Below are 19834 nucleotides of genomic sequence, written 5' to 3'. Positions count from 1 at the left end.
GGCATGGAGAATCCTGTAATCTTGAAGATTGATCGCGTCGGCATGCATTTTGGCGGTCTTGAAATTCTTAAGGATGTTTCATTGGAAGTGAAAAAAGGTGAGCGGATAGGCATTATCGGTCCGAATGGAGCCGGGAAAACGACCTTTTTCAACATTTTAACCGGCGACCTGAAGCCGAGCAGCGGGTCTATTTATTATAAAGGAGAAAATATAACGAATGTTTCCAACTTTAAACGGACAAACGCCGGAATCGTCCGCACCTTTCAACGAAACAATTTGTTGAATGAACTGACGGTGCTTGACAATTTATTATTAGTTTTACAGCGGAAACATCATTTGCAAAACGTGTGGTTTAAAAAGAGAAACGAAAAAAAATACCCGAAGCTTTTCGAGGAAGCAAACCAATTGATCAAAACTTGGGGATTGGAAAAGCGTGCAAATGAAATAGTGAAAAAGCTGTCATACGGCGAACAGCGGCAAATCGAAATTTTGCTAGGCATTGCGATCAATCCGCAAGTTTTATTATTAGATGAGCCGACTGCCGGCATGTCGCAGGCGGAAACGGATTATATTGTCGATTTGCTGCACAATTTGCCGAAGGACTTGACCGTTTTAATTATTGAGCATGATTTGGAGGTCGTATTTGGACTGGCGGATAGAATGGTCGTTTTATATGACGGAGGGATTCTCATTGACGGCGATCCAAATGAAGTGAGAAACGACAGGAGGGTGAACGAAATATATATTGGAAAGGAGGAAGCGGCAGCACATGCTTAAAGTTTCAGATTTAAATACATTTTACGGCGACAGCCACGTCCTCCATAATGTTTCGTTAACGGTTGAACAAGGCAAGGTAACCGTCCTGCTGGGAAGAAACGGAATGGGGAAAACAACAACGATTCATTCTATTATGGGAATCATTCAATCAAAAAAAGGAAAAATTGTGCTTGAAGAACAGGAAATTCAATCAAAGACGAGCTTCCAGGTTTCGAAATTAGGCGTTGCTCTTGTTCCGCAAGGGAGAAGAATATTTCCGAATTTGACTGTAAAGGAGAATTTAATGACCACTTATAGGCCTGCCGAAAATGGCTGGACATTAGAACAAATTTATGACACGTTTCCAAGGCTGAAAGAAAGAGAAGCATCGATGGGAGGGGCTTTGAGCGGGGGAGAGCAGCAAATGCTCTCAATTGGACGCGCTTTGCTAACGAATCCTAAATTACTGCTGCTTGACGAGCCGTCAGAAGGATTGTCCCCATTGATGGTTCAGGAAGTGAAACGAATTATTCGTGAATTAAAGAAGCAAGGTCTTACAATGCTTTTAGTTGAACAAAATTTATCGATGGCGCTTGAGCTTGCAGACCGCATATATATTTTAAACAAAGGCTCGATCGTGTTTGAAGGCTCTCCCGACGAATTAAGCTCTGCTGTAAAGCATAAATATTTGCTGTTAAGTTCGTAATTTGTTCAGAAACATCTGATGATGATACTGTCAAAAAGAAAAAGGGGCTCTTAGAAAGTCAAATCGCCATTGAAAACAAAAATCACAACGTTTCTAAAACATTAATGGGGGCGTCAATAAGCCGTAAAAACGACTTATTAAACACCCCCTTTTTACATATTTTCCAGAATAATAGAACGGAAGAAACAGGTCATTACGGTGATTTTCCTAAATAATCTGATGAGCGGGCAGCACCTTATTTTGCAAAAATAAATGTCAGCGATTCGCAATCAAATTTTCCAAAAGAAAAACAGAGCTGCTGCAATTTACGGTTTCCTGGCGTATCATTTCTAGAAATATTGATTCTTTATGCATAACCCGAATAGAGCTTTCGCAAAGCAGAAAAAGGTTCAATTTGGAACTCTTACATGCTGCGATTGCTTCGGAATGAACGATGAAACCAATCCATATAGGTAAAGCAAGCTGCTGCCCTTTATCGAAATTCCGCCACATTCTGTCCGCAAGCCTCGCTTAATTGACAGTTCATTGCACGAAATTCACGCTCAACGGGCTCTTAACATTACACACTTATGTAAGTATTTCTTTAGTAAACGATTATTTCCAAACCTCTTCGGCAATTTCTACGACATGGTGAAGTTTTGCCCATTGCTCGTCCTCTGTGAGCAGGTTTCCTTCCTCAGTTGATGCAAAACCGCACTGAGGGCTTAAGCAAAGCTGATTGAGATCAACAAATCGGGATGCTTCATCAATGCGCCGTTTAATTTCATCCTTATTTTCTAATTCTCCAAATTTTGACGTGATCAAGCCGAGAACGATGGATAAATTTGATCGGTTTACGAAGCGAAGGGGTTCAAAGCCGCCGGCTCTTTCGCTGTCATATTCCAAAAAGAAGCCGTCCACATTTACGCCTTCAAACAATATTTCCGCCACTGGCTCATAGCCGCCGGATGAAATCCAAGTGGAACGGAAATTGCCTCGGCATATGTGCATCGTAATTCTCATATCATCAGGACGATTGGCAACAGCTTCATTAATTGTTTTCGCATACAATTGTCCTAACGTATCCGGATTTAAGCCGCGGGCCCGCATTTGCTCCTTTTGCTCTTCTGAACAAAGATATGCCCATGATGTATCATCCAGCTGCAAATAACGGCAACCGGCATCGTAAAATGCTTGAATCGCTTTTTTATACGTTTGGGCTAAATCGTGGAAAAACTCGTCTTGATCTTCATAAGCGCTTTTTTCAATCGTCCCTCTAAAATGAAGCATGCTCGGGCTAGGGATAGTCATTTTGGCTGTATGGCCGGAAGCGATGCTGTTTAGAAACTTAAAATCTTCAAGCATCGGATGGCCGTTGAAATCTAGTTTGTCAACAACTTTAATAGAATGAGATTTTGTTTGTTTTTGATGGAATTGGATTCCGGTCTCTGTGTCGTATCCTTCCACACCTACTAAATTTTCAAGGAAGTCAAAGTGCCACCAAGCTCTTCGGAATTCGCCGTCTGTCACCGCTTTGAGGCCAATTTCCTTTTGTTTTTCGACGATGCGTGTGATTTCTTCGTTTTCCACCTCTCTTAATTGCTCAGCTGTTATTTCCCCATTTGCTTTTTTCAATCGGGCTTGTTTAATTCGGTCTGTTCTTAACAGACTGCCTACATGATCTGCTCGGTAAGGCGGCAAGTGGCGTTGCAATGATTGATGGGACATATGCTGTTTTCCTCCTTCTCCGGTTGAAATATTATGAATAATAACAAAAAATAAAAGAAAAGTAAACTTTATAAGCAGGGGGATTTTTCATTAGAGAGGTATGAATGACATTTTTTGCTAAATTTTCTCAAAATAAAAGCCCTCAGCCGCCATGTGCGGCCAAGGGCAAATCACTAGCCTGCGAAAGATTAGCTAATGACAAATTCGAAGCTGCCGAATAATTTTACATCTTTGCCGATGAGGAATCCTCCTGTTTCAAGAGCAGCGTTCCATGTTAAACCATAATCTTCCCGATTGATTTTTCCTTCTACATCAAATCCTGCGACAATGCTTCCGTCCAACGGGTTTTTCGATTGACCGTTGAATTCTACTTTGAATGTTTCGGTTCTAGTAACATTTCTAATTGTCAATTTTCCTGTTACTTCATAGTCATCGTCGGAAACCTTTTTAATAGATTCGCTGACAAACGTGATGACCGGATAGTTTTCGACATCAAAAAAATCCCCGGAACGAAGATGGTTGTCTCTGTCTTCATTTTTTGTGTCAATAGAAGAAGCTTGAATTGTTACTTTTACTTTTGCAGATTCGAGCTGATCAACATCGCCGTCAACTTCTACATCAAATTGAGTGAATTCTCCCTTTGCCTTGGAAACCATTAAGTGTTTTACTTGGAAAGAAATAGAGCTGTGCACCTTATCTAATTGAAAATTTGCCATTTGTTATTTTCCTCCTTTTGTTTTGATATTATCATAACCGAAAAATATCTCGAATTCAAATATTTTTATTTAAATATTTTTTGACAAGGTAAAAGAAAAAAGAACCAATTTTGATAAGATCTTCTTTAAGTAGACAGTGGACAAGGCCCATATACTTAGAGGGGATTTTTTTGAAACGAAAAGAGCAAGCATTTCGTCATTATTAAGAAAAAGGCTCTGCTTCCTTATTGAAGAAAAGCACCCTTTAGAAAATTCGCGTTTTTCATTTTTAACATTGGCTATTGTTTAACCTCTGCAAGCAATTGGCCTATTGCAAAGGAATCAGGGCGGGAGAGATGGTTCGAATGGCGTTGGCATTGCCGATCAATAGAATGTTTTTATAGAGAGAAGTGAAAGAATGAACAGTAAAAAGAAATCTTGATTTTGGATAATTCCAAAAAATATTTTTTTGTTTATGATTACAGCGGCTCTGATTTGGGTCGTTTTCCATCACATCATAACAGTGTATGAGCAAAGAAAATATCCACCATTAGGACAATTATGATGTAGATGGAAAGAATATACACGTTTATACAAAAGGTGATGGAGAAAACACGATTGTGTTATTAAACGGTTTAGGCACAGCAGCTCCCGTGTTAGATTTCGAACCCTTAGCAAATGAATTGGCAAAGAATCATAAAGTGGTCGTAGTAGAGAGCTTTGGATATGGTTGGAGCGACGTAACGAATAAGGAACGATCAGTGGAAAATATAGTGGAGGAAATTAGAACCGCTCTAAAAAAATCAAATATAGAAGGTCCATACATATTGATGCCGCACTCTATTTCTGGCATATACAGCATGTATTATGCTAATGCATATCCAGATGAAGTGAAAGCAGTTATAGGGATTGATTTCACCTTGCCACAGGCTTTAGAGTATTTTGGCGAGTCAGCTCCAACAATGTCCGAATATATGAGGTATGCTTCACCAACTGGAATTGCACAATTGGCATTATATATCATTCCTGATATTTCCTTCCTGTAGCTGAAAAAGGTACTTATTCCGAAGAGAATTTAACAATGACCAAAGCCATTTCTGCTTGGAAAGGATACAACAAAAATGTAGTTGAAGAAGCAAATGAAATAAAAAATAATATTGAGCAAACAGTCGATTTAACTTTCCTGCCTGATATGCCTGTCTTGATTTTTACTACGAAAGAAGATCGAGTGAACGAAGATGGTAAATCCAATGTAACGTTTTATCAAACGCAATTAAGCCGCAGTTTTTCAAGTAAAATAGTTACTTTAGAAGGAAATCATTATCTTCATTGGACTCGTTATAAAGAAATGAGTGCACACGTAATGATTTCACGGAAACATTTGCAGGTGGTGTTCATTGAGGAAGCAGCTAGATAAAGGGCCTCCTTGGGGGTTCTTTATCTAGCGAGATTATCAAATATTATTTGATAAAGCCTTAGCATTAATACGAGACTTTAATTCTTTATTGTTCAATAAGTTTTATGACATCACTTAAACTTTTTTCTGCCATGGATTGAAGTCGCAAATCATAATTTTCGAAAGGTAAAGACTCCGTTACTGGATTTGGCACAATTACGCATTTCAGTCCAGCAGCTAGAGCTGCTTGGAGCCCATTTAAAGAATCTTCAAATGCTAATGCTTCGTTTGAGCTGATGTTTAAGGCATCAACTGCTTTTAAATACAAATCAGGTGCCGGTTTTACCTTCTCAACATCATCCTGCGTGATAATAGTATTAAAATAGTTTAACACCCCAAGTTCATCTAAATAATGAGTTACCCACTCCCTTGTGGAGCTTGAAGCAATAGCAATTTTATATCCTAAATCGTTTGCTTCTTGCAAATAATCCTTTACACCTTCACGTGCCTGAGGTGCTTTCATCTTTTCTTTATAAATGCTTTCTGCTTTGGCATCAATTTCCTCAATATTACAGCTTTCTCCCAATTGTTGTTTGAAAAACTCGTAAAGTACAGTATTATCTGATCCAACGCTTTTTACATAATGTTCAAGGGGCAAATCAACATTATAATAACCTAAAGTTTCTTTATAAGCCTCAAACCAGGGAGTCTCTGTGTCTATAATTAAACCGTCGAAATCAAAAATAATTGCTTTTATCAAAGCCTTTTCTCCTTTCCACTCATGAAGATAAAATAAATACACCTTCATAAACTATATGCAAAAAAGTTCACTCAATATGTTCCAGCAATTCTGAGCACCAATCGATTGCTCATGATTTCAATAATAGTCTAATAGTTTCTTTTTATGCGGATAAAGGAATATATATTGTATCGGTTCGAGCTCATAATTAGGAGCACATTTCCTGACCTTTCAGTTTATTTCGTCAAATAAATTCGGTCCTCTCCCTGCCGCAAAACCTTCATCGCCCGTTTTTTCTCTCCAATGTGAACAAAGATGTCTCACTCCGGTCTTGAAGATGAGGGGAGACCAGTTTTCTCTTTTCTGGTATTCGTCTAAGCAGAATAGAAGGACTCGGTCACATGGCAGCCGTTCTGGCAAAGACAGCTGCCTGGATCACGCTGCATCGAGTCCTTTTTTACCTTAAAATAGAAATGTTGTATTTTTCTCACTGTAAAACAACATCATGAACAATTTTTGCATTGTGCTCCAGCTGAATACCGAAACACAGTTTTGCATAATCTTTTTTTACAACTGTCTATTTGGCAATTTACACAGTCTTCTTACTTATTCAACGAGACCAAGCTTTTTCAAACCGTGATAGACACCGGAATTTGTTACGTCTGTTGTTTGGTGCTTCGCATATGGCAAAAGGTTTGGATCTGCGTTCCCCATTGCAAAACCTTCGCCGACTATTGAGAGCATCTCTTTATCATTCATGGCATCGCCAAAGGCAATGGCGCTTTCTTTTGGCACGCCAAGATAATTTAATATTGCTTTGACAGCTTTGCCCTTATTGACCTTTTCCCTAATGACATCGTAGCATTGGGCCAGGCCTTCGATATTCACTTGGGATAAGTATATAAGATCGTCTTTTTCATAAAGAGAAACATCGCGATCAGCTAAATTTAATATCGTCATTCCTAAAACTTGATCGATGATATCATACGAAAACAACTCATTTTTTTGTAAATGAAATTTTTGAATGAAATCTTTCATAGCAGGGGAATCAAACGAGCTAAGGACATTTTTTTCTCTTGTATACATGACGAGCTCATGTCCATGGTGTTTGGCGGTATGCACAAAGTTTTGAACAAGATCTGGATTCATCGGCTCTTTTAAAATCTCGCGGCCCCTATAAACCGTAAATGCGCCGTTATAGCCAATAAACGATTGAACGTTCAGCTCTTTGCCGATATGCGAAATTTCATGCAAAGGTCTCCCTGTTGCCAGAAAGACTTCTACACCTTGTTTCTGAACTTCAGCTACGGCTCTTTTCGTAGATTCTTGAATTTGATCATCCGGTGTCAAGATTGTTCCGTCTATGTCCAAAAATAAAAGTTTATATGTCATCTCCATAAACTCCCGTTAAAATTTATTTTGTTGTAAGATTTTATCATAAAATAAAAATTGTGAAAACTCTAACAAGATGAATTGTCTTGTAAAAATAGTTTTTGTGCCGGGCTGAAGAATATTTGAAACATTTCAATTCGCAAATTCGTATATTGAAAAAACGGATACAGAGGTGGATTTATATGTCAGTAGTCAACATTTTAAAATGGGTAAGCGGGGGTCTTGAAGCATTTTTCGGAATTCCAGTTATAGGTGGAACGATTATATTATCTTTCCTATGGACGCCTTTGGCGTTTATGTTTGTGCTGCACCTTGTGACGTTGATTTTTGCCATTATAACAAATAAAAACAAGCATGGCAGCATTTTAGGAATTATTACTTCCTGCATTGCATGGATTCCGATTGTTGGAATGGTGATGCATATCATAACGGCAATTTTCCTCTTGATCGATGCATACCGTGAGTTTAAATATGAAATTTAATGTTTTTTTTGCTTACAGGGCCTTAGACCCTGTTTTTTTGAAAAAAAGTTACTGACCTAAAAAATTGGATGTGTTATCGGCATCTGTGCCTTCTGCTTTCTAATCCAAGATGAGAAATGTCAGTCTTCAAAAACTGAACAACTTTGGTACAAGCCGCGATGCTACGACAATTCAAATAGTACTTTCAAGCAGGAACTTCAGGCTGGGAAATATACGAAAGGCTTACCGTCCGAACACTTCTGGATGCTGATGGCAAATAATATATGAAGAACGAGTGCGTAGTGCGTAAGAGGGGAGAAGCTCCATTGAGAAAAAGATAAAGGACAAGCTTTTCGGCTTGTCCGAAATGAATTCGTATGAGATTTGATTGAAAAGGAGTTTAAGTCAACCCGTATGCTGGATACTTGCCTTGTTCACAGCACTTTGCTTAAAAAAGCTTTTGTTCGTTCGTGTTTAGGATTGTTAAAAAGCTCGCTAGGTGTGTTTTCCTCTACAATATATCCGCCGTCCATGAAAATCACGCGATCGCTCACTTCTTTGGCAAATCCGATTTCATGCGTCACGACGACCATTGTCATTCCTTCCGCCGCTAATTCTTTCATAACTGTTAACACTTCACCGACCATTTCTGGATCGAGGGCGGATGTAGGTTCATCGAAAAGCATGATTTTAGGATTCATTGCAAGAGCGCGGGCAATGGCAACGCGCTGTTTTTGGCCCCCTGATAATTCGCTTGGATAGCTTGAAGCTTTTTCGCTTAATCCCACTTTTTTCAGCAGCTGCAAAGCTTTTTCGTTTGCTTCCTGTTCCGAGACTCCTTTTACTTTTATCGGAGCAAGTGTAATATTTTCCAACACTGTTTTATGCGGAAATAGGTTAAACTGCTGAAACACCATTCCAACCTCTTGGCGAACTTTATTAATGTCCAAGTTTGGATTTGTAATATCTTGACCGTTCACGATAACCTGTCCTGCCGTAATGTCCTCAAGCTTGTTTAAACAGCGAAGAAACGTGCTTTTGCCTGAACCGGATGGACCAATGACGCATACAACTTCTTTTTCTTTAATGTCTACACTGATGTCTTTTAACACTTCAAGATTCCCAAAGCTTTTCTTTAAATGTTTTACTTGAATCATCCGGTTGTTGTTCTCCTTTCAACAAAGCTTAATAATTTGCTTAAGGACAATGTCAGAACAAGATAGATGAGCGCAACGGTGAGGTATGGCTCCCAAACGATATAATATTGCCCCTGCATAGCCCGTCCCCAATACATCAGCTCAGGGGTGGCAATGATGGCGGCGATTGACGACTCTTTTATTAAAATGACGAATTCATTGCCAAGAGGCGGAATCATCCGTTTCGTCGCCTGCGGCAAAATGACATAGCGCATCGCCTGTTTATGGCTCATACCGAGAGATCTTGCAGCTTCCATCTGTCCTTTATCAATCGATTGAATACCTGCACGGAATATCTCTGCAATGTAGGCGGCAGAGTTTAAAGAAAGTGCAACAATTGCCGCTATAATTCCATTCGTATCACCGATTAGCAGAGGTACGAGCCCGAAATGAACGAGCAGCATCTGGACAAAAAGAGGCGTGCCTCTGAAAAATGTAACGTACCATGAAAAGGGCAGGCGAATAAATTTATTTTGAGCAATTTTCCCGATGCCGATAAAAAGACCCAAAATGGTGCCGATGGCGATTGCACCAAGAGAGAGTCCAATTGTTACAAGCGTTCCTTGGAAGAAAAAGGGTGCATATTCAGCTATGAGATCAAAACGAAAATTCATACATATATCTCCCCGCGTGCATTCCGGACAAGCAAAATACCTGTGGAATGCTTAAAATTATTGCTGATTTTTTAATATATCGATATCTGGTTCGACACCAAACCATTTTTTATAAATCTCACTGTACGTTCCGTTTTCAAACAGTGTATTGATCGCTTTGTCAAGTTCTGGTTTTAATTTGCTTCCTTTCGCGAACATTAGACCGTAAAACTCCGAATCGAAATTTTCCGGATCTTTAATTGCTTTCAATTTTTTGTCCGGATTATTTTTAATATATTCATTGACAACCGCGTTATCGGCCACAACTGCGTCTGCGCCTCCGTTCAGAAGTTCCATGATCGCGAGGACGTTGTCTTCAAATTTTTTAACCGTTCCATCGCCGGCAAGTATTTTTTCAGCGGCTGTCTGACCGGTTGTTCCGTTTTGGACAGCAACTTTTTTGCCTTTCAGATCAAGCGCATTTTGAATATCACTGTCTTCAGGAACTAAAATCATAAGAGTTGATTCAAAATACGGAACAGAAAAATCGTATGTTTGCTTTCTGTCTTCAGTAATGGACACAGAGGAAGCTGCCAAGTCAGCTTGTTTTCTTTGAACTTCAGCAAACATTGGATCCCATCCGGTATGTTTAATGTCTACTTTGTAACCGGCCTCTTTAGCCACAGCGTTTATGAAATCAATATCAAAGCCGACAACTTTACCTTTGTCGATATATTCAAACGGAGCGTATGCTGCGTTTGTAACAACCTTTAACGTTTCTTTCTTCTCACTGCTTGCTCCTTTATCGTCTTCAGAACCTCCTGCACCGCATGCTGAAAGTATAAGCATTAGGCTTATAAAAACAGCAAGTGCAATTATTTTGCTAAAATATTTTTTCATAAGTACCTCCTTATAAATGAATCAAAGAATGAAATTCGTTTCGACATTCACTGGTCTATTATAAATGAAAGATGTATATTCTTTCAATAACATGCATATTGATTCGAAATTATTGTTTTATTTGAAATTATATCATAAAAAGTGTCATGTTAAAATGAACAATTGCAGGCGGATAAAGAGCAAATTTTTCATGAAGAAGACGAAAATTTGGATTGTAAATAAAAAGAGAGTATAATAATTGGCAGAAATTATCATAAAAAAGCAGGTACGGAACTTTTGGCATCAACCTGAAAATACAAATTCTTCTGTCTTATCGTTCGAATTTGTTGGGGAATTACGGCAGTTGTTGGAATAATTTCTAATCCATGATGCACTTTGCAGCTTGGACAAGGTGCTTTAGCTTTCTAGAAGGAGTGAGAAAATGAATAAAGAACAATTGATTTTGGCGTTAGAAAAGGTTCGCGCCCAAAATCCTCTCGTCCACAACATTACGAATGTCGTCGTCACCAACTTTACAGCAAACGGTTTGCTGGCGATCGGCGCTTCTCCGGTTATGGCGTATGCAAAGGAAGAGGTTGCGGATATGGCGAAAATATCCGGCGCGCTCGTTTTAAATATTGGCACATTATCCCCTGAAGTAATCGAAGCAATGATCATTGCAGGAAAATCAGCGAATGAACACGGGGTTCCAGTCATTTTAGATCCTGTCGGTGCGGGAGCCACCTTTTATCGGACGGAAGCTGTTCGGGAAATATTAAAGGAGGTTCGCATTTCAGTTATTCGCGGGAATGCACCTGAGATTGCCAATGTGATAGGTGAAAAGCTTGCAATGAAAGGGGTGGATGCGGCGGATTCAGCTGCTGATCCTGTTTCGCTGGCCAAAAAAGCGGCCGAAGAGCTGAATACAGTTGCAGTCATTACCGGAAAAGAAGACGTGGCAACGGATGGGAAGACAACGTATTTGATTCAAAACGGTCATCCAATTTTAACAAAAGTTACCGGAACAGGCTGTTTATTGACTTCCATTATCGGTGCTTTTTCAGCCGTTGAAAAGGACTTTCTTGCTGCTTCAGTAGCCAGCCTCGTCACTTATGGGGTCGCTGCAGAAATCGCATTTGATTTAACGGAAGAAAAAGGTCCTGGAAGCTTTCAAATCGAATTATTGAACCAGCTGGCAAAGGTGACGGGAGACGAGTTGCTGAAAAAAGGGTCTTTTGTAAAAAAATAAAGCAAAGGTGATAAACATGGCGCGAGTGTCGGCAAATAAAATGCGGGAGCTGCTAAAGGTGTATTTTATTATGGGCAGTGTAAACTGCAAAAGGAAGCCTGCTGATGTGCTTGAAGAGGCGATTGCAGGCGGAATTACGCTTTTTCAATACCGTGAAAAAGGTGCGTGGGCTTTAACAGGCGAAGAAAAATGGCGGCTTGGAAAAGAGCTGCAGGCTATTTGCCAAAAACATCACATTCCGTTTATTGTCAACGATGACGTTGATCTGGCTATTGAACTAGATGCAGACGGCGTTCATATCGGGCAAGAGGATGAACCGGCTGATCTTGTCCGGAAAAAAATCGGTGACAAAATTTTAGGCGTTTCTGCACATACAATTGAAGAGGCGCAAAAGGCGGTTGTCCAAGGCGCTGATTATATCGGTGTGGGGCCAATCTTTTCTACAAACACGAAAGAGGATGCAAAAAAGCCACAAGGTCCAAAATTGATTGAAAGCATGCGCAAACAAGGGATCGACATCCCTATTGTCGGAATTGGCGGGATCAACATCGCCAACGCCGGTCAGGTGATCGCTAGCGGAGCAGACGGCATCTCCGTCATTTCTGCCATTTGTCTAGCGGATGATGTTAAGGAAAGTGCAGCTCAACTGAAGAAAGCAACGATGTGAAACATTTTTTTCAATAAGATTTTGTGGATATAAAATATTTACATATAGGTTCGGCTTTTGAAAGTCGGCGAAAGGGGAGTTCTTTTATAAACGTAAAAAAGGAGCGGCAAGGCTCCTTTTTTAAATGAAAGTATAGAAACTGACATTTCTGCCGGTTTTATCGGGATTTGACTGCTGAGAGAATCGGGCCATACTTTTCTTAAATTTGTGCAGCAGTTATTTTTTCTCGATAGGTTTTCGCAGCTTCGACCATGACTTTTAAAGCACTAATCGTTTCATCCACTGATCTTGTTTTTAGCCCGCAGTCAGGGTTAACCCAAAACTGGCGCACGTCAAGCACTGCTAAGGCGCGGTCGATATTTTTTGCCATTTCTTCAACGGATGGAATTCGCGGGCTGTGAATGTCATATACGCCTAAGCCAATCTCTCTTTTATATTGATACGTTTCAAAAGCATGAACAAGCTCTCCATGGCTTCGGGAAGATTCAATAGAAATGACATCCGCATCAAGGTCATCAATTGCCTCCATGATATCCTCAAATTGCGAATAGCACATATGAGTATGGATTTGTGTTTCCGGGCGAACAGAGCTGGTGGCGAGCTTGAAGGCTTCAGCAGCTCCTTCGATATATTCTTTTTGTTTTGATTGTTTCAGAGGCAATCCTTCACGTAATGCAGGCTCATCAACTTGAATCATGCCTATTCCATTTTTCTCTAAAGCTAGCACTTCTTCGCGAATGGCAAGGGCGAGCTGGCGAAGAACGCTTATACGGTCGATGTCATTGCGCACAAATGACCAGTTTAGGATCGTGACAGGTCCTGTCAGCATCCCTTTAACAGGCTTGCTTGTCAGTGATTGTGCATATACGCTTTCTTTTACGGTCATCGGCTGATCAAATGCTACATCTCCGTAAATAATCGGCGGTCTCACGCATCGTGACCCGTATGATTGCACCCAGCCGTTATTTGTAACAGCAATTCCATTTAATTTTTCCCCGAAAAATTCGACCATATCGGTCCGTTCAAATTCCCCATGGACGAATACGTCTAAACCGAGCTGTTCTTGAATGTCAATCCATTTTTTTATTTCATTATTGATGACCGATTCATACTGCTCGTTTGTATATTCGCCTTTCCGCCATTTTAAGCGGATTTGCCGGATTTCTTTCGTCTGCGGAAAGCTTCCGATCGTAGTAGTCGGTAAAATCGGCAGATTCCATCTTTTTTTATGCAGTTTTTGCCGTTCGGTATAATCCAAGCGTTTCGTTGGATATGCTCCGATATTTTTGCTGGCCTCTTGAACCTTCTCATTTGTCCGAAAGGAAGAATGGATAAAATCCGTATAAGAGCGGTCATATTGTTTTAAATCATCGATCGTTCTTTTCCCTTTTGCATATTGAGCGAGTTCATTTACTTCATCCAATTTTTCATCAGCAAAGGAAAGAGCATTTTTCAATATGGACGGCAAGCTCTGTTCGTTTTGAACTGTAACAGGTACATGAAGCAAGCTGCATGAAGGCTGAATGATCAATCTATCAATATCTACATATTGCGCAAGATCATCGATTTCCTTAGCTTTTGATACTAAGGATGCTTTCCAAATGTTGCGGCCGTCGATCAAACCAGCTGCGAGAATTTTGTCTTTCGGAAAGCCGAGCGTTTTGATGTTCGACAGATTGACGCCATGATCATGTACAAAGTCCAGGCCAATTGCAGCGACAGGAAGAGACACGATTTCTTGATAATGGGTTATACTTTCAAAGTATGTTTGCAAAATGATATTTAACGAAGGAAGCGCTTTGTGGAAAGCATCGTATACCTCTTTAAACAAAGGAATCGATGAATCATCTAGCTCCTGTACAAGAATCGGCTCATCAATTTGCACCCATTTCGCACCGGCCTGAGCAAGTTCCGTCAACAATTGGACGTAAACAGGAATTAAAGCAGACAAATGTTTATGAAAATCGTGTTGATCGTATTGTTTTGCCAGCTTTAAAAAAGTAATTGGACCTAGCAAAACCGGTTTTGCTTCAATATTCAGCTCGTTTTTCGCTTCCTGAAAAAGTTCAAGCAGACGGTTCTTTACTAACGCCGGCGTTTTATTTTCAAGCTCCGGAACAATATAATGGTAGTTTGTGTTGAACCATTTGGTCATTTCCATTGCTTCTGCTTCATCAGAGCCTCTAGCCATTGCAAAATATGTTTTTAATGAAGTCGGCTCCATATGCTGGAATCTAGAAGGAATATACCCAAACATAAATGCAGTATCGAGGACATGGTCATATAATGAAAAATCTCCTACAGGAATCAGGTCTATTCCTTTTTCCTTCTGTTTTTTCAGATTGAGAAGACGTATATCTTTTAATGTTTCCTCCAAGCTGCTTTCTGAAATGTTTCCGTTCCAAAATGATTCCAGCGCTCTTTTCCATTCTCTTCTTTCACCAATTCTTGGATAGCCAAGATTTGAACTAATTAATGTCAATATTGACACCCCCATTTGATTTGTATCTCAACACATAATAAAAAAACCCTCTTTTTACGCGTAAAAGAGGGAATTGTGGACTCTAACTCGTGTTGAGATACATGTAGGGCTTAAATCTCAACATGGCTTCATCACTCCTCCCTATGACGCGTAGGTGGCAGTGCATACAACAGGCAGGTCTCCTGACTTAGGATCATCGCTTTCGATCCTCCTTCCCATTTCAAACATTGAAACAGTGGATGTTGGCCGAAAGCTCCCCATCACAGTGGCGCGACCGTGTTGGAATTTCACCAATCTTCCCTTTTAAGCGCATATTGCTGATGAAATATGACGCACCTGCTGCTTGGAACACTATATGAAACTATAATTATCAGAATAGATGATTTTTTTTGTTTTTTCAATCCCTATTTTTTAGGTTCAGAAAAGTGCTGCCCTATTTTGGGAAATCAATGGACAGAAGCAGGAATTCACATACAAATTGTGTGTTTAGAGGGTCGTTTTTAAAATTTAATTTTTCTAATAACGTAAATTCGAAAAATTTTGTTGTTTACAATACAGGATCGTTGCAGTGAATAGTTTGAGATACGATGGTAAAATTAGGTGCTTGGAGCCTTCACTGAAAAAGGAGCTATAAAAAACGTATTTTTCAATACGAATCATTTGAAAGAGCAGTATTTTCATGTTAATACTTGGATTGGAAGAAGTGTGATTTTTCAAAAAATAAGTGGGATTATAGAAAGGATGATTATGTTGAACGACATTATCAAAACCATTTTAAATCACCGTTCAGTTCGTCATTTTGAGGATCGGCCTTTGACAGATGAGCAAATCCGATTAATTGTCGAATGCGCCCAAGCCGCTTCAACTTCAAGTTACATGCAAGCCTATTCCATTATCGGGGTGAAAAATATACAAACGAAAAAAAAGCTCGCTGAACTGGCAGGAAACCAAGCTTACGTAGAGAAGAGCGGACATTTATTTATTTTTTGCGCTGATTTGCACCGTCATGAAGTCATTGGTGAAATGGAAGGCAAAAATGTAGAAGATTCATTGAGGAGCACTGAAAAATTTATGGTAGCTCTCATTGATGCTGCACTGGCCGCTCAAAATGCTGCGTTAGCGGCTGAGTCAATGGGACTCGGCATTTGCTACATCGGAGGCATCCGCAATAATTTAGAAGAAGTATCGAGGCTGTTGAAAATTCCAAACAAGGTCATCCCTCTTTTTGCATTAACTGTCGGCTACCCTGCAAAAGAAACGGCGAAAAAACCAAGAATACCTTTTGAGCATATTTATCATGAGGAAGAATATAAGCAAGATCAAGAAGCATATGTGCGCGAGCTTGAACAATATAATGAAATAGTATCCAATTATTATGATCAGCGAACAAACGGGATTCGCAAAGATACTTGGACTGGTCAAATGGCTCGCATGCTTTCGAATCCGACAAGAATGTACATGAAGCAATTTGTTCAGAAAAAAGGATTGAATTTAAACTAAAGCTTCAGCTCCTATCTCGATTTTATGAAGATAGGAGCTTTATTTTTGAACAGAAAATTGTATGTAAGTCATTTATCCGAACTCTTCCTTTCAGCATGAATTTGTTTATTTTTCCCCTGACTCGGCTGCTAACTCATTTTGCTTATTTCCTCACTTGGCAAATTTAGAATGATACATCGGTTCAAGAAAACAGATGAAAACGTCATTTTTCAGCTTCTTCATGTACATCCCTCGAAAATACATTCCCATCAGCTTTTATTTGGAAAATATAGAGAAGATTCCCTGAAAAAACGGAATTTCTCTATATTGTGTCAGATTCGTGGCAAAAATTTTACAAAAAATTTATCGTTTCTTGACTGTTTTTTGAATTAAAGTTTATTTCGATAAAAATGTGATAAAGTTCATTTACAACTCAATTATTTTTTGAATCGATTAAGTCGGTTTTTATGAAAATTTAAAACATTTCTGATTTGAGAGGGATCGAAAATGCCGGCACAACAACAAAAATGGTTGAACTTGTTTATGAAGGTTTTACCACTGTCATTGCTTTTTTTGTTGACAGGTTGCAGTGAACGCTTTGTTTTATTAAATCCGAAAGGGCCTGTTGCAGAGGTTCAAAAGGATTTAATCCTTTGGTCAATTTGGTTTATGCTGTTTATTATTGTTGTCATCTTTGTGCTGTTTGCAGTTATTTTATGGAAATACAGGGAGAGACCGGAAAATCTTGATTATGAGCCTCCTGACCAGCACGGAAATACACTTCTGGAAATCATTTGGACAGCTATTCCTGTGTTGATTGTCATTGCATTGGCGATACCAACGATTAAGGCGACTTTTGAGCTTGAAAAACCGCCGAAGGAATCTAGAGGGGTTGAACCAATTGTAATTCATGCGACAGCAGCCGATTGGAAATGGATTTTCAGCTATCCGGAGGAAAATATTGAAACAGTCAATTATGTCAACATTCCAAAAGATGTTCCAGTTGAATTTAAATTGACAGCTGTCGGCGGGATGAGCGCTTTATGGATTCCAGAGCTGGGCGGACAAAAATATAATATGGCTGGAATGGGAATGACTCTTTATTTGCAGGCTGATCATGTCGGTACGTTTAAAGGGCGGAATTCAAATTTTACAGGAGAAGGATTTGCCCATCAAACATTTGATGTGAACGCAATGGAAAAAGAAGATTTTTATAAATGGGTGAAAGAAACACAAGCATCAGCTCCATTGCTGACGAAAAAACAATTTAACGAAATCATCCAAGTCGGAGTTTTAAAAGATAAATTGACTTTTTCTGGAACACATTTGGCGTGGGTTGATTTTGCGAAACCAGGTGAGCATTTAGACAATATCCCTGCAAAAGAAAAGCACGGTACCATAAAATTGGAGGAAGTTGAATCTGATCATCATGATAATCGTGAACATGAAAGCCATCAGCACGAAGGACATTAATCGGAAGGAAGGAGGAACGTGCTGTGAAATGGGATGAATTTTTCGTTACCGGCGAACCCCTTATATATATGGCGGATGCAGCTATTGTATTAACAATTATTGGTATCGTTTTTGTGTTAACCTATTTTAAAAAATGGAAATGGCTGTGGAAAGAGTGGCTAACGACTGTTGACCATAAAAAAATAGGGATTATGTATATTATTTCCGCCGTATTAATGCTATTCCGAGGGGGCGTAGACGCACTTTTAATGCGCGCCCAATTGACAGTGCCAAATAATACGTTTTTAGATTCACAGCATTATAATGAAATTTTCACTACACATGGAACCATTATGATTTTATTTATGGCAATGCCGTTCATATTCGGGATCATGAACATTGCAGTTCCTCTCCAAATTGGAGCTAGAGATGTGGCGTTCCCGTATTTGAATGCACTCAGCTTCTGGACGTTTTTCTTTGGCGCCTTGCTGTTCAACATTTCATTTGTGATCGGCGGCTCACCGGATGCAGGGTGGACGGCATACATGCCTCTTGCTGGAAATGAACTCAGCCCGGGGCCGGGCCAAAATTATTATTTATTAGGATTGCAAATTTCAGGGATCGGTTCATTAATCTCCGGTATTAATTTCATTGTAACGATTCTAAAAATGAGAGCTCCTGGAATGACTTTAATGCGCATGCCGATGTTTACATGGGCAACACTTATTACGTCTATATTGGTTGTTTTCGCTTTTCCGGTATTGACGGTTGCTTTAGCATTAATGACGTTGGACAGAATATTTGGCACTCACTTTTTTACGCTTTCAGGCGATGGAGTGCCAATGCATTGGGCGAACCTGTTCTGGATTTGGGGGCACCCGGAAGTGTATATTGCCATTTTGCCAGCGTTTGGGGTTTTTTCAGAAGTTGTCTCAACGTTTGCAAGAAAACGTCTTTTCGGTTATACAGCCATGGTTTGGTCCATGGTGGCGATTTCTGTATTAAGTATGCTCGTTTGGGTGCACCACTTTTTCACAATGGGTTCAGGAGCCCCGGTTAATGCATTTTTCTCTGTATCGACGATGGCGATAGCCATACCGACAGGGGTAAAAATCTTTAACTGGCTCTTCACTTTATATAAAGGTCGAATCAAATTCACATCTGCGATGCTATGGTCTTTGGCGTTTATTCCAACTTTCGTCATCGGCGGGGTTACAGGTGTGATGCTTTCGATGGCTGCGGCCGATTACCAATATCATAATACGTATTTCCTTGTAGCCCATTTCCATAATACGTTAATTTGCGGTACGGTCTTTGCTGTCTTTGCAGCGCTTCATTATTGGTATCCGAAAATGTTTGGCGTCATTTTAAATGAAAAGCTCGGCAAAATTACGTTCTGGTTTTTCGTCCTTGGCTTTAATGTATGTTTCTTGCCGCAATATGTTTTAGGATTTATGGGCATGCCAAGAAGAATTTACACATATCCGGCAGATGCCGGCTGGACGGAATTAAACGTCATTTCGACTATTGGCGCAGTTATGATGGGAATCGGCTTTATCTTCCTGTGTATTAATGTTGTGTACACGTACTTTAAAGGCGAGCGTGACCTCACGGGAGATCCTTGGGATGGCCGGACGCTGGAATGGTCTATTCCGTCGCCTGCACCGCATTACAACTTTGCCGTAACACCGCAGGTAAAAGGTCTTGACGCTTGGTGGATGATGAAGAAGGAACGGAAAGAAGGAAAAGAAGAAGAGGAGCCGGAATATAAACCAATCCATATGCCATCAAATTCGGGGCGGCCTTTCATCATGTCGATCTTCTTCTTTATAGCCGGCTTCGGTTTAGTTTTCGAATGGATGCCGGTTGCGATCATCGGATTGATCGGCGTTATCATCTGCATGATTTTGCGCTCTTTTGAATATGATGATGGATACTATGTGCCGGTCGAAGAAATTAAACAGACGGAAGCAGGGAGGGAGTAA

General features: G+C 39.9%; 18 protein-coding genes and 1 riboswitch. Of the genes, 10 read left to right on the top strand and 8 right to left on the bottom strand.

Annotation, left to right across the window (positions count from 1 at the left end):
• The first annotated feature begins 3 nt into the window (after positions 1-3).
• Both NSQ84_RS17720 and NSQ84_RS17715 read left to right on the top strand, forming a co-directional pair.
• Positions 4-777 (top strand): ABC transporter ATP-binding protein, encoded by a 774-nt coding sequence (locus NSQ84_RS17720; protein ID WP_063389094.1) that lies wholly within the window; start codon positions 4-6, stop codon positions 775-777.
• Positions 770-1462, top strand: coding sequence for an ABC transporter ATP-binding protein (locus NSQ84_RS17715; RefSeq protein WP_130156897.1), 693 nt, complete (start codon positions 770-772; stop codon positions 1460-1462). The genes NSQ84_RS17720 and NSQ84_RS17715 overlap by 8 nt, the downstream gene beginning before the upstream one ends.
• A 594-nt stretch (positions 1463-2056) precedes the next feature.
• Here the strand turns inward: NSQ84_RS17715 and NSQ84_RS17710 are convergent.
• Both NSQ84_RS17710 and NSQ84_RS17705 read right to left on the bottom strand, forming a co-directional pair.
• The gene (locus NSQ84_RS17710; RefSeq protein WP_130156399.1) at positions 2057-3169 is read right to left on the bottom strand and encodes a cobalamin-independent methionine synthase II family protein; all 1113 of its coding nucleotides are present in this window, start codon (positions 3167-3169) and stop codon (positions 2057-2059) included.
• Positions 3170-3357: 188 nt separating this feature from the next.
• Entirely contained in the window at positions 3358-3885 is a 528-nt protein-coding gene (locus NSQ84_RS17705) for a YceI family protein (protein ID WP_066251402.1), read from the bottom strand.
• A 599-nt stretch (positions 3886-4484) separates the two neighbouring features.
• Here NSQ84_RS17705 and NSQ84_RS17700 point away from each other — a divergent pair.
• Positions 4485-4910: an alpha/beta hydrolase gene (locus NSQ84_RS17700; protein ID WP_242513747.1), complete on the top strand. Its 426-nt coding sequence runs from the start codon at positions 4485-4487 to the stop codon at positions 4908-4910.
• 35 nt (positions 4911-4945) lie between these two features.
• Positions 4946-5281, top strand: coding sequence for a hypothetical protein (locus NSQ84_RS17695; protein WP_130156401.1), 336 nt, complete (start codon positions 4946-4948; stop codon positions 5279-5281).
• Between the two features lie 85 nt (positions 5282-5366).
• Here the strand turns inward: NSQ84_RS17695 and NSQ84_RS17690 are convergent, their stop codons facing one another.
• Together NSQ84_RS17690 and NSQ84_RS17685 are read right to left on the bottom strand one after the other, a co-directional pair.
• A complete protein-coding gene (locus tag NSQ84_RS17690; protein WP_242513748.1) occupies positions 5367-6068 on the bottom strand; it encodes an HAD family hydrolase in 702 nt (233 codons plus the stop codon).
• Positions 6069-6605: 537 nt separating this feature from the next.
• Positions 6606-7391, bottom strand: coding sequence for an HAD family hydrolase (locus NSQ84_RS17685; RefSeq protein WP_063389088.1), 786 nt, complete (start codon positions 7389-7391; stop codon positions 6606-6608).
• A 182-nt stretch (positions 7392-7573) separates the two neighbouring features.
• On the opposite strand from NSQ84_RS17685, the gene NSQ84_RS17680 reads away from it, so the two are divergent.
• Entirely contained in the window at positions 7574-7873 is a 300-nt protein-coding gene (locus NSQ84_RS17680) for a hypothetical protein (protein ID WP_063389087.1), read from the top strand.
• A 413-nt stretch (positions 7874-8286) separates the two neighbouring features.
• On the opposite strand, the gene NSQ84_RS17675 is transcribed toward NSQ84_RS17680, so the two are convergent.
• From NSQ84_RS17675 to NSQ84_RS17665, 3 genes are read right to left on the bottom strand one after another with little or no spacing between them, the layout of a single operon-like run.
• Positions 8287-9009 carry an amino acid ABC transporter ATP-binding protein gene (locus tag NSQ84_RS17675; protein WP_063389086.1) on the bottom strand — a complete coding sequence of 241 codons (723 nt, stop codon included), beginning with the start codon at positions 9007-9009 and terminating at the stop codon, positions 8287-8289.
• Positions 9006-9662, bottom strand: coding sequence for an amino acid ABC transporter permease (locus tag NSQ84_RS17670; RefSeq protein WP_063389085.1), 657 nt, complete (start codon positions 9660-9662; stop codon positions 9006-9008). The genes NSQ84_RS17675 and NSQ84_RS17670 overlap by 4 nt, the downstream gene beginning before the upstream one ends.
• A gap of 57 nt (positions 9663-9719) precedes the next feature.
• A complete protein-coding gene (locus tag NSQ84_RS17665; protein WP_144597618.1) occupies positions 9720-10541 on the bottom strand; it encodes a basic amino acid ABC transporter substrate-binding protein in 822 nt (273 codons plus the stop codon).
• Between the two features lie 421 nt (positions 10542-10962).
• On the opposite strand from NSQ84_RS17665, the gene thiM reads away from it, so the two are divergent.
• A complete protein-coding gene (gene thiM, locus NSQ84_RS17660) occupies positions 10963-11769 on the top strand; it encodes a hydroxyethylthiazole kinase (RefSeq protein ID WP_094244751.1) in 807 nt (268 codons plus the stop codon).
• Positions 11770-11785: 16 nt separating this feature from the next.
• On the top strand, positions 11786-12436 hold the full coding sequence (thiE, locus tag NSQ84_RS17655) for a thiamine phosphate synthase (RefSeq protein WP_117016874.1): 651 nt from the start codon (positions 11786-11788) through the stop codon (positions 12434-12436).
• Positions 12437-12635: 199 nt separating this feature from the next.
• On the opposite strand, the gene metE is transcribed toward thiE, so the two are convergent.
• Positions 12636-14933 (bottom strand): 5-methyltetrahydropteroyltriglutamate--homocysteine S-methyltransferase, encoded by a 2298-nt coding sequence (gene metE / locus NSQ84_RS17650; protein WP_269467020.1) that lies wholly within the window; start codon positions 14931-14933, stop codon positions 12636-12638.
• A gap of 139 nt (positions 14934-15072) precedes the next feature.
• A riboswitch (cobalamin riboswitch) is annotated at positions 15073-15273 on the bottom strand.
• A gap of 395 nt (positions 15274-15668) precedes the next feature.
• Here metE and nfsA point away from each other — a divergent pair.
• From nfsA to qoxB, 3 genes are all read left to right on the top strand, one after another.
• Complete coding sequence (gene nfsA, locus NSQ84_RS17645) at positions 15669-16418, top strand: oxygen-insensitive NADPH nitroreductase (RefSeq protein ID WP_094246395.1); 750 nt, start codon at positions 15669-15671, stop codon at positions 16416-16418.
• A gap of 486 nt (positions 16419-16904) precedes the next feature.
• Positions 16905-17870 carry a cytochrome aa3 quinol oxidase subunit II gene (gene qoxA / locus NSQ84_RS17640; RefSeq protein WP_327873547.1) on the top strand — a complete coding sequence of 322 codons (966 nt, stop codon included), beginning with the start codon at positions 16905-16907 and terminating at the stop codon, positions 17868-17870.
• A gap of 68 nt (positions 17871-17938) precedes the next feature.
• Positions 17939-19834: a cytochrome aa3 quinol oxidase subunit I gene (qoxB, locus tag NSQ84_RS17635; protein WP_232515722.1), complete on the top strand. Its 1896-nt coding sequence runs from the start codon at positions 17939-17941 to the stop codon at positions 19832-19834.

This window comes from Aeribacillus sp. FSL K6-3256 (genome assembly GCF_037965805.1).
Taxonomy (GTDB): Bacteria; Bacillota; Bacilli; order Bacillales; family Aeribacillaceae; genus Aeribacillus; species Aeribacillus composti.
This window is presented reverse-complemented; position numbering and strand designations above follow the sequence as displayed.

Bases quoted from the DNA above. Each gene is read 5' to 3' on its own strand.
- NSQ84_RS17675 (WP_063389086.1), bottom strand. From the start codon at position 9,009: ATGATTCAAGTAAAACATTTAAAGAAAAGCTTTGGGAATCTTGAAGTG.
- qoxB (WP_232515722.1), top strand. From the start codon at position 17,939: ATGGCGGATGCAGCTATTGTATTAACAATTATTGGTATCGTTTTTGTG.
- thiE (WP_117016874.1), top strand. From the start codon at position 11,786: ATGGCGCGAGTGTCGGCAAATAAAATGCGGGAGCTGCTAAAGGTGTAT.
- NSQ84_RS17695 (WP_130156401.1), top strand. From the start codon at position 4,946: ATGACCAAAGCCATTTCTGCTTGGAAAGGATACAACAAAAATGTAGTT.
- NSQ84_RS17685 (WP_063389088.1), bottom strand. From the start codon at position 7,391: ATGACATATAAACTTTTATTTTTGGACATAGACGGAACAATCTTGACA.
- NSQ84_RS17715 (WP_130156897.1), top strand. From the start codon at position 770: ATGCTTAAAGTTTCAGATTTAAATACATTTTACGGCGACAGCCACGTC.
- thiM (WP_094244751.1), top strand. From the start codon at position 10,963: ATGAATAAAGAACAATTGATTTTGGCGTTAGAAAAGGTTCGCGCCCAA.
- NSQ84_RS17690 (WP_242513748.1), bottom strand. From the start codon at position 6,068: ATGAAGGTGTATTTATTTTATCTTCATGAGTGGAAAGGAGAAAAGGCT.
- NSQ84_RS17680 (WP_063389087.1), top strand. From the start codon at position 7,574: ATGTCAGTAGTCAACATTTTAAAATGGGTAAGCGGGGGTCTTGAAGCA.
- qoxA (WP_327873547.1), top strand. From the start codon at position 16,905: ATGCCGGCACAACAACAAAAATGGTTGAACTTGTTTATGAAGGTTTTA.
- metE (WP_269467020.1), bottom strand. From the start codon at position 14,933: ATGGGGGTGTCAATATTGACATTAATTAGTTCAAATCTTGGCTATCCA.
- NSQ84_RS17710 (WP_130156399.1), bottom strand. From the start codon at position 3,169: ATGTCCCATCAATCATTGCAACGCCACTTGCCGCCTTACCGAGCAGAT.
- NSQ84_RS17705 (WP_066251402.1), bottom strand. From the start codon at position 3,885: ATGGCAAATTTTCAATTAGATAAGGTGCACAGCTCTATTTCTTTCCAA.
- NSQ84_RS17670 (WP_063389085.1), bottom strand. From the start codon at position 9,662: ATGAATTTTCGTTTTGATCTCATAGCTGAATATGCACCCTTTTTCTTC.
- NSQ84_RS17665 (WP_144597618.1), bottom strand. From the start codon at position 10,541: ATGAAAAAATATTTTAGCAAAATAATTGCACTTGCTGTTTTTATAAGC.
- NSQ84_RS17720 (WP_063389094.1), top strand. From the start codon at position 4: ATGGAGAATCCTGTAATCTTGAAGATTGATCGCGTCGGCATGCATTTT.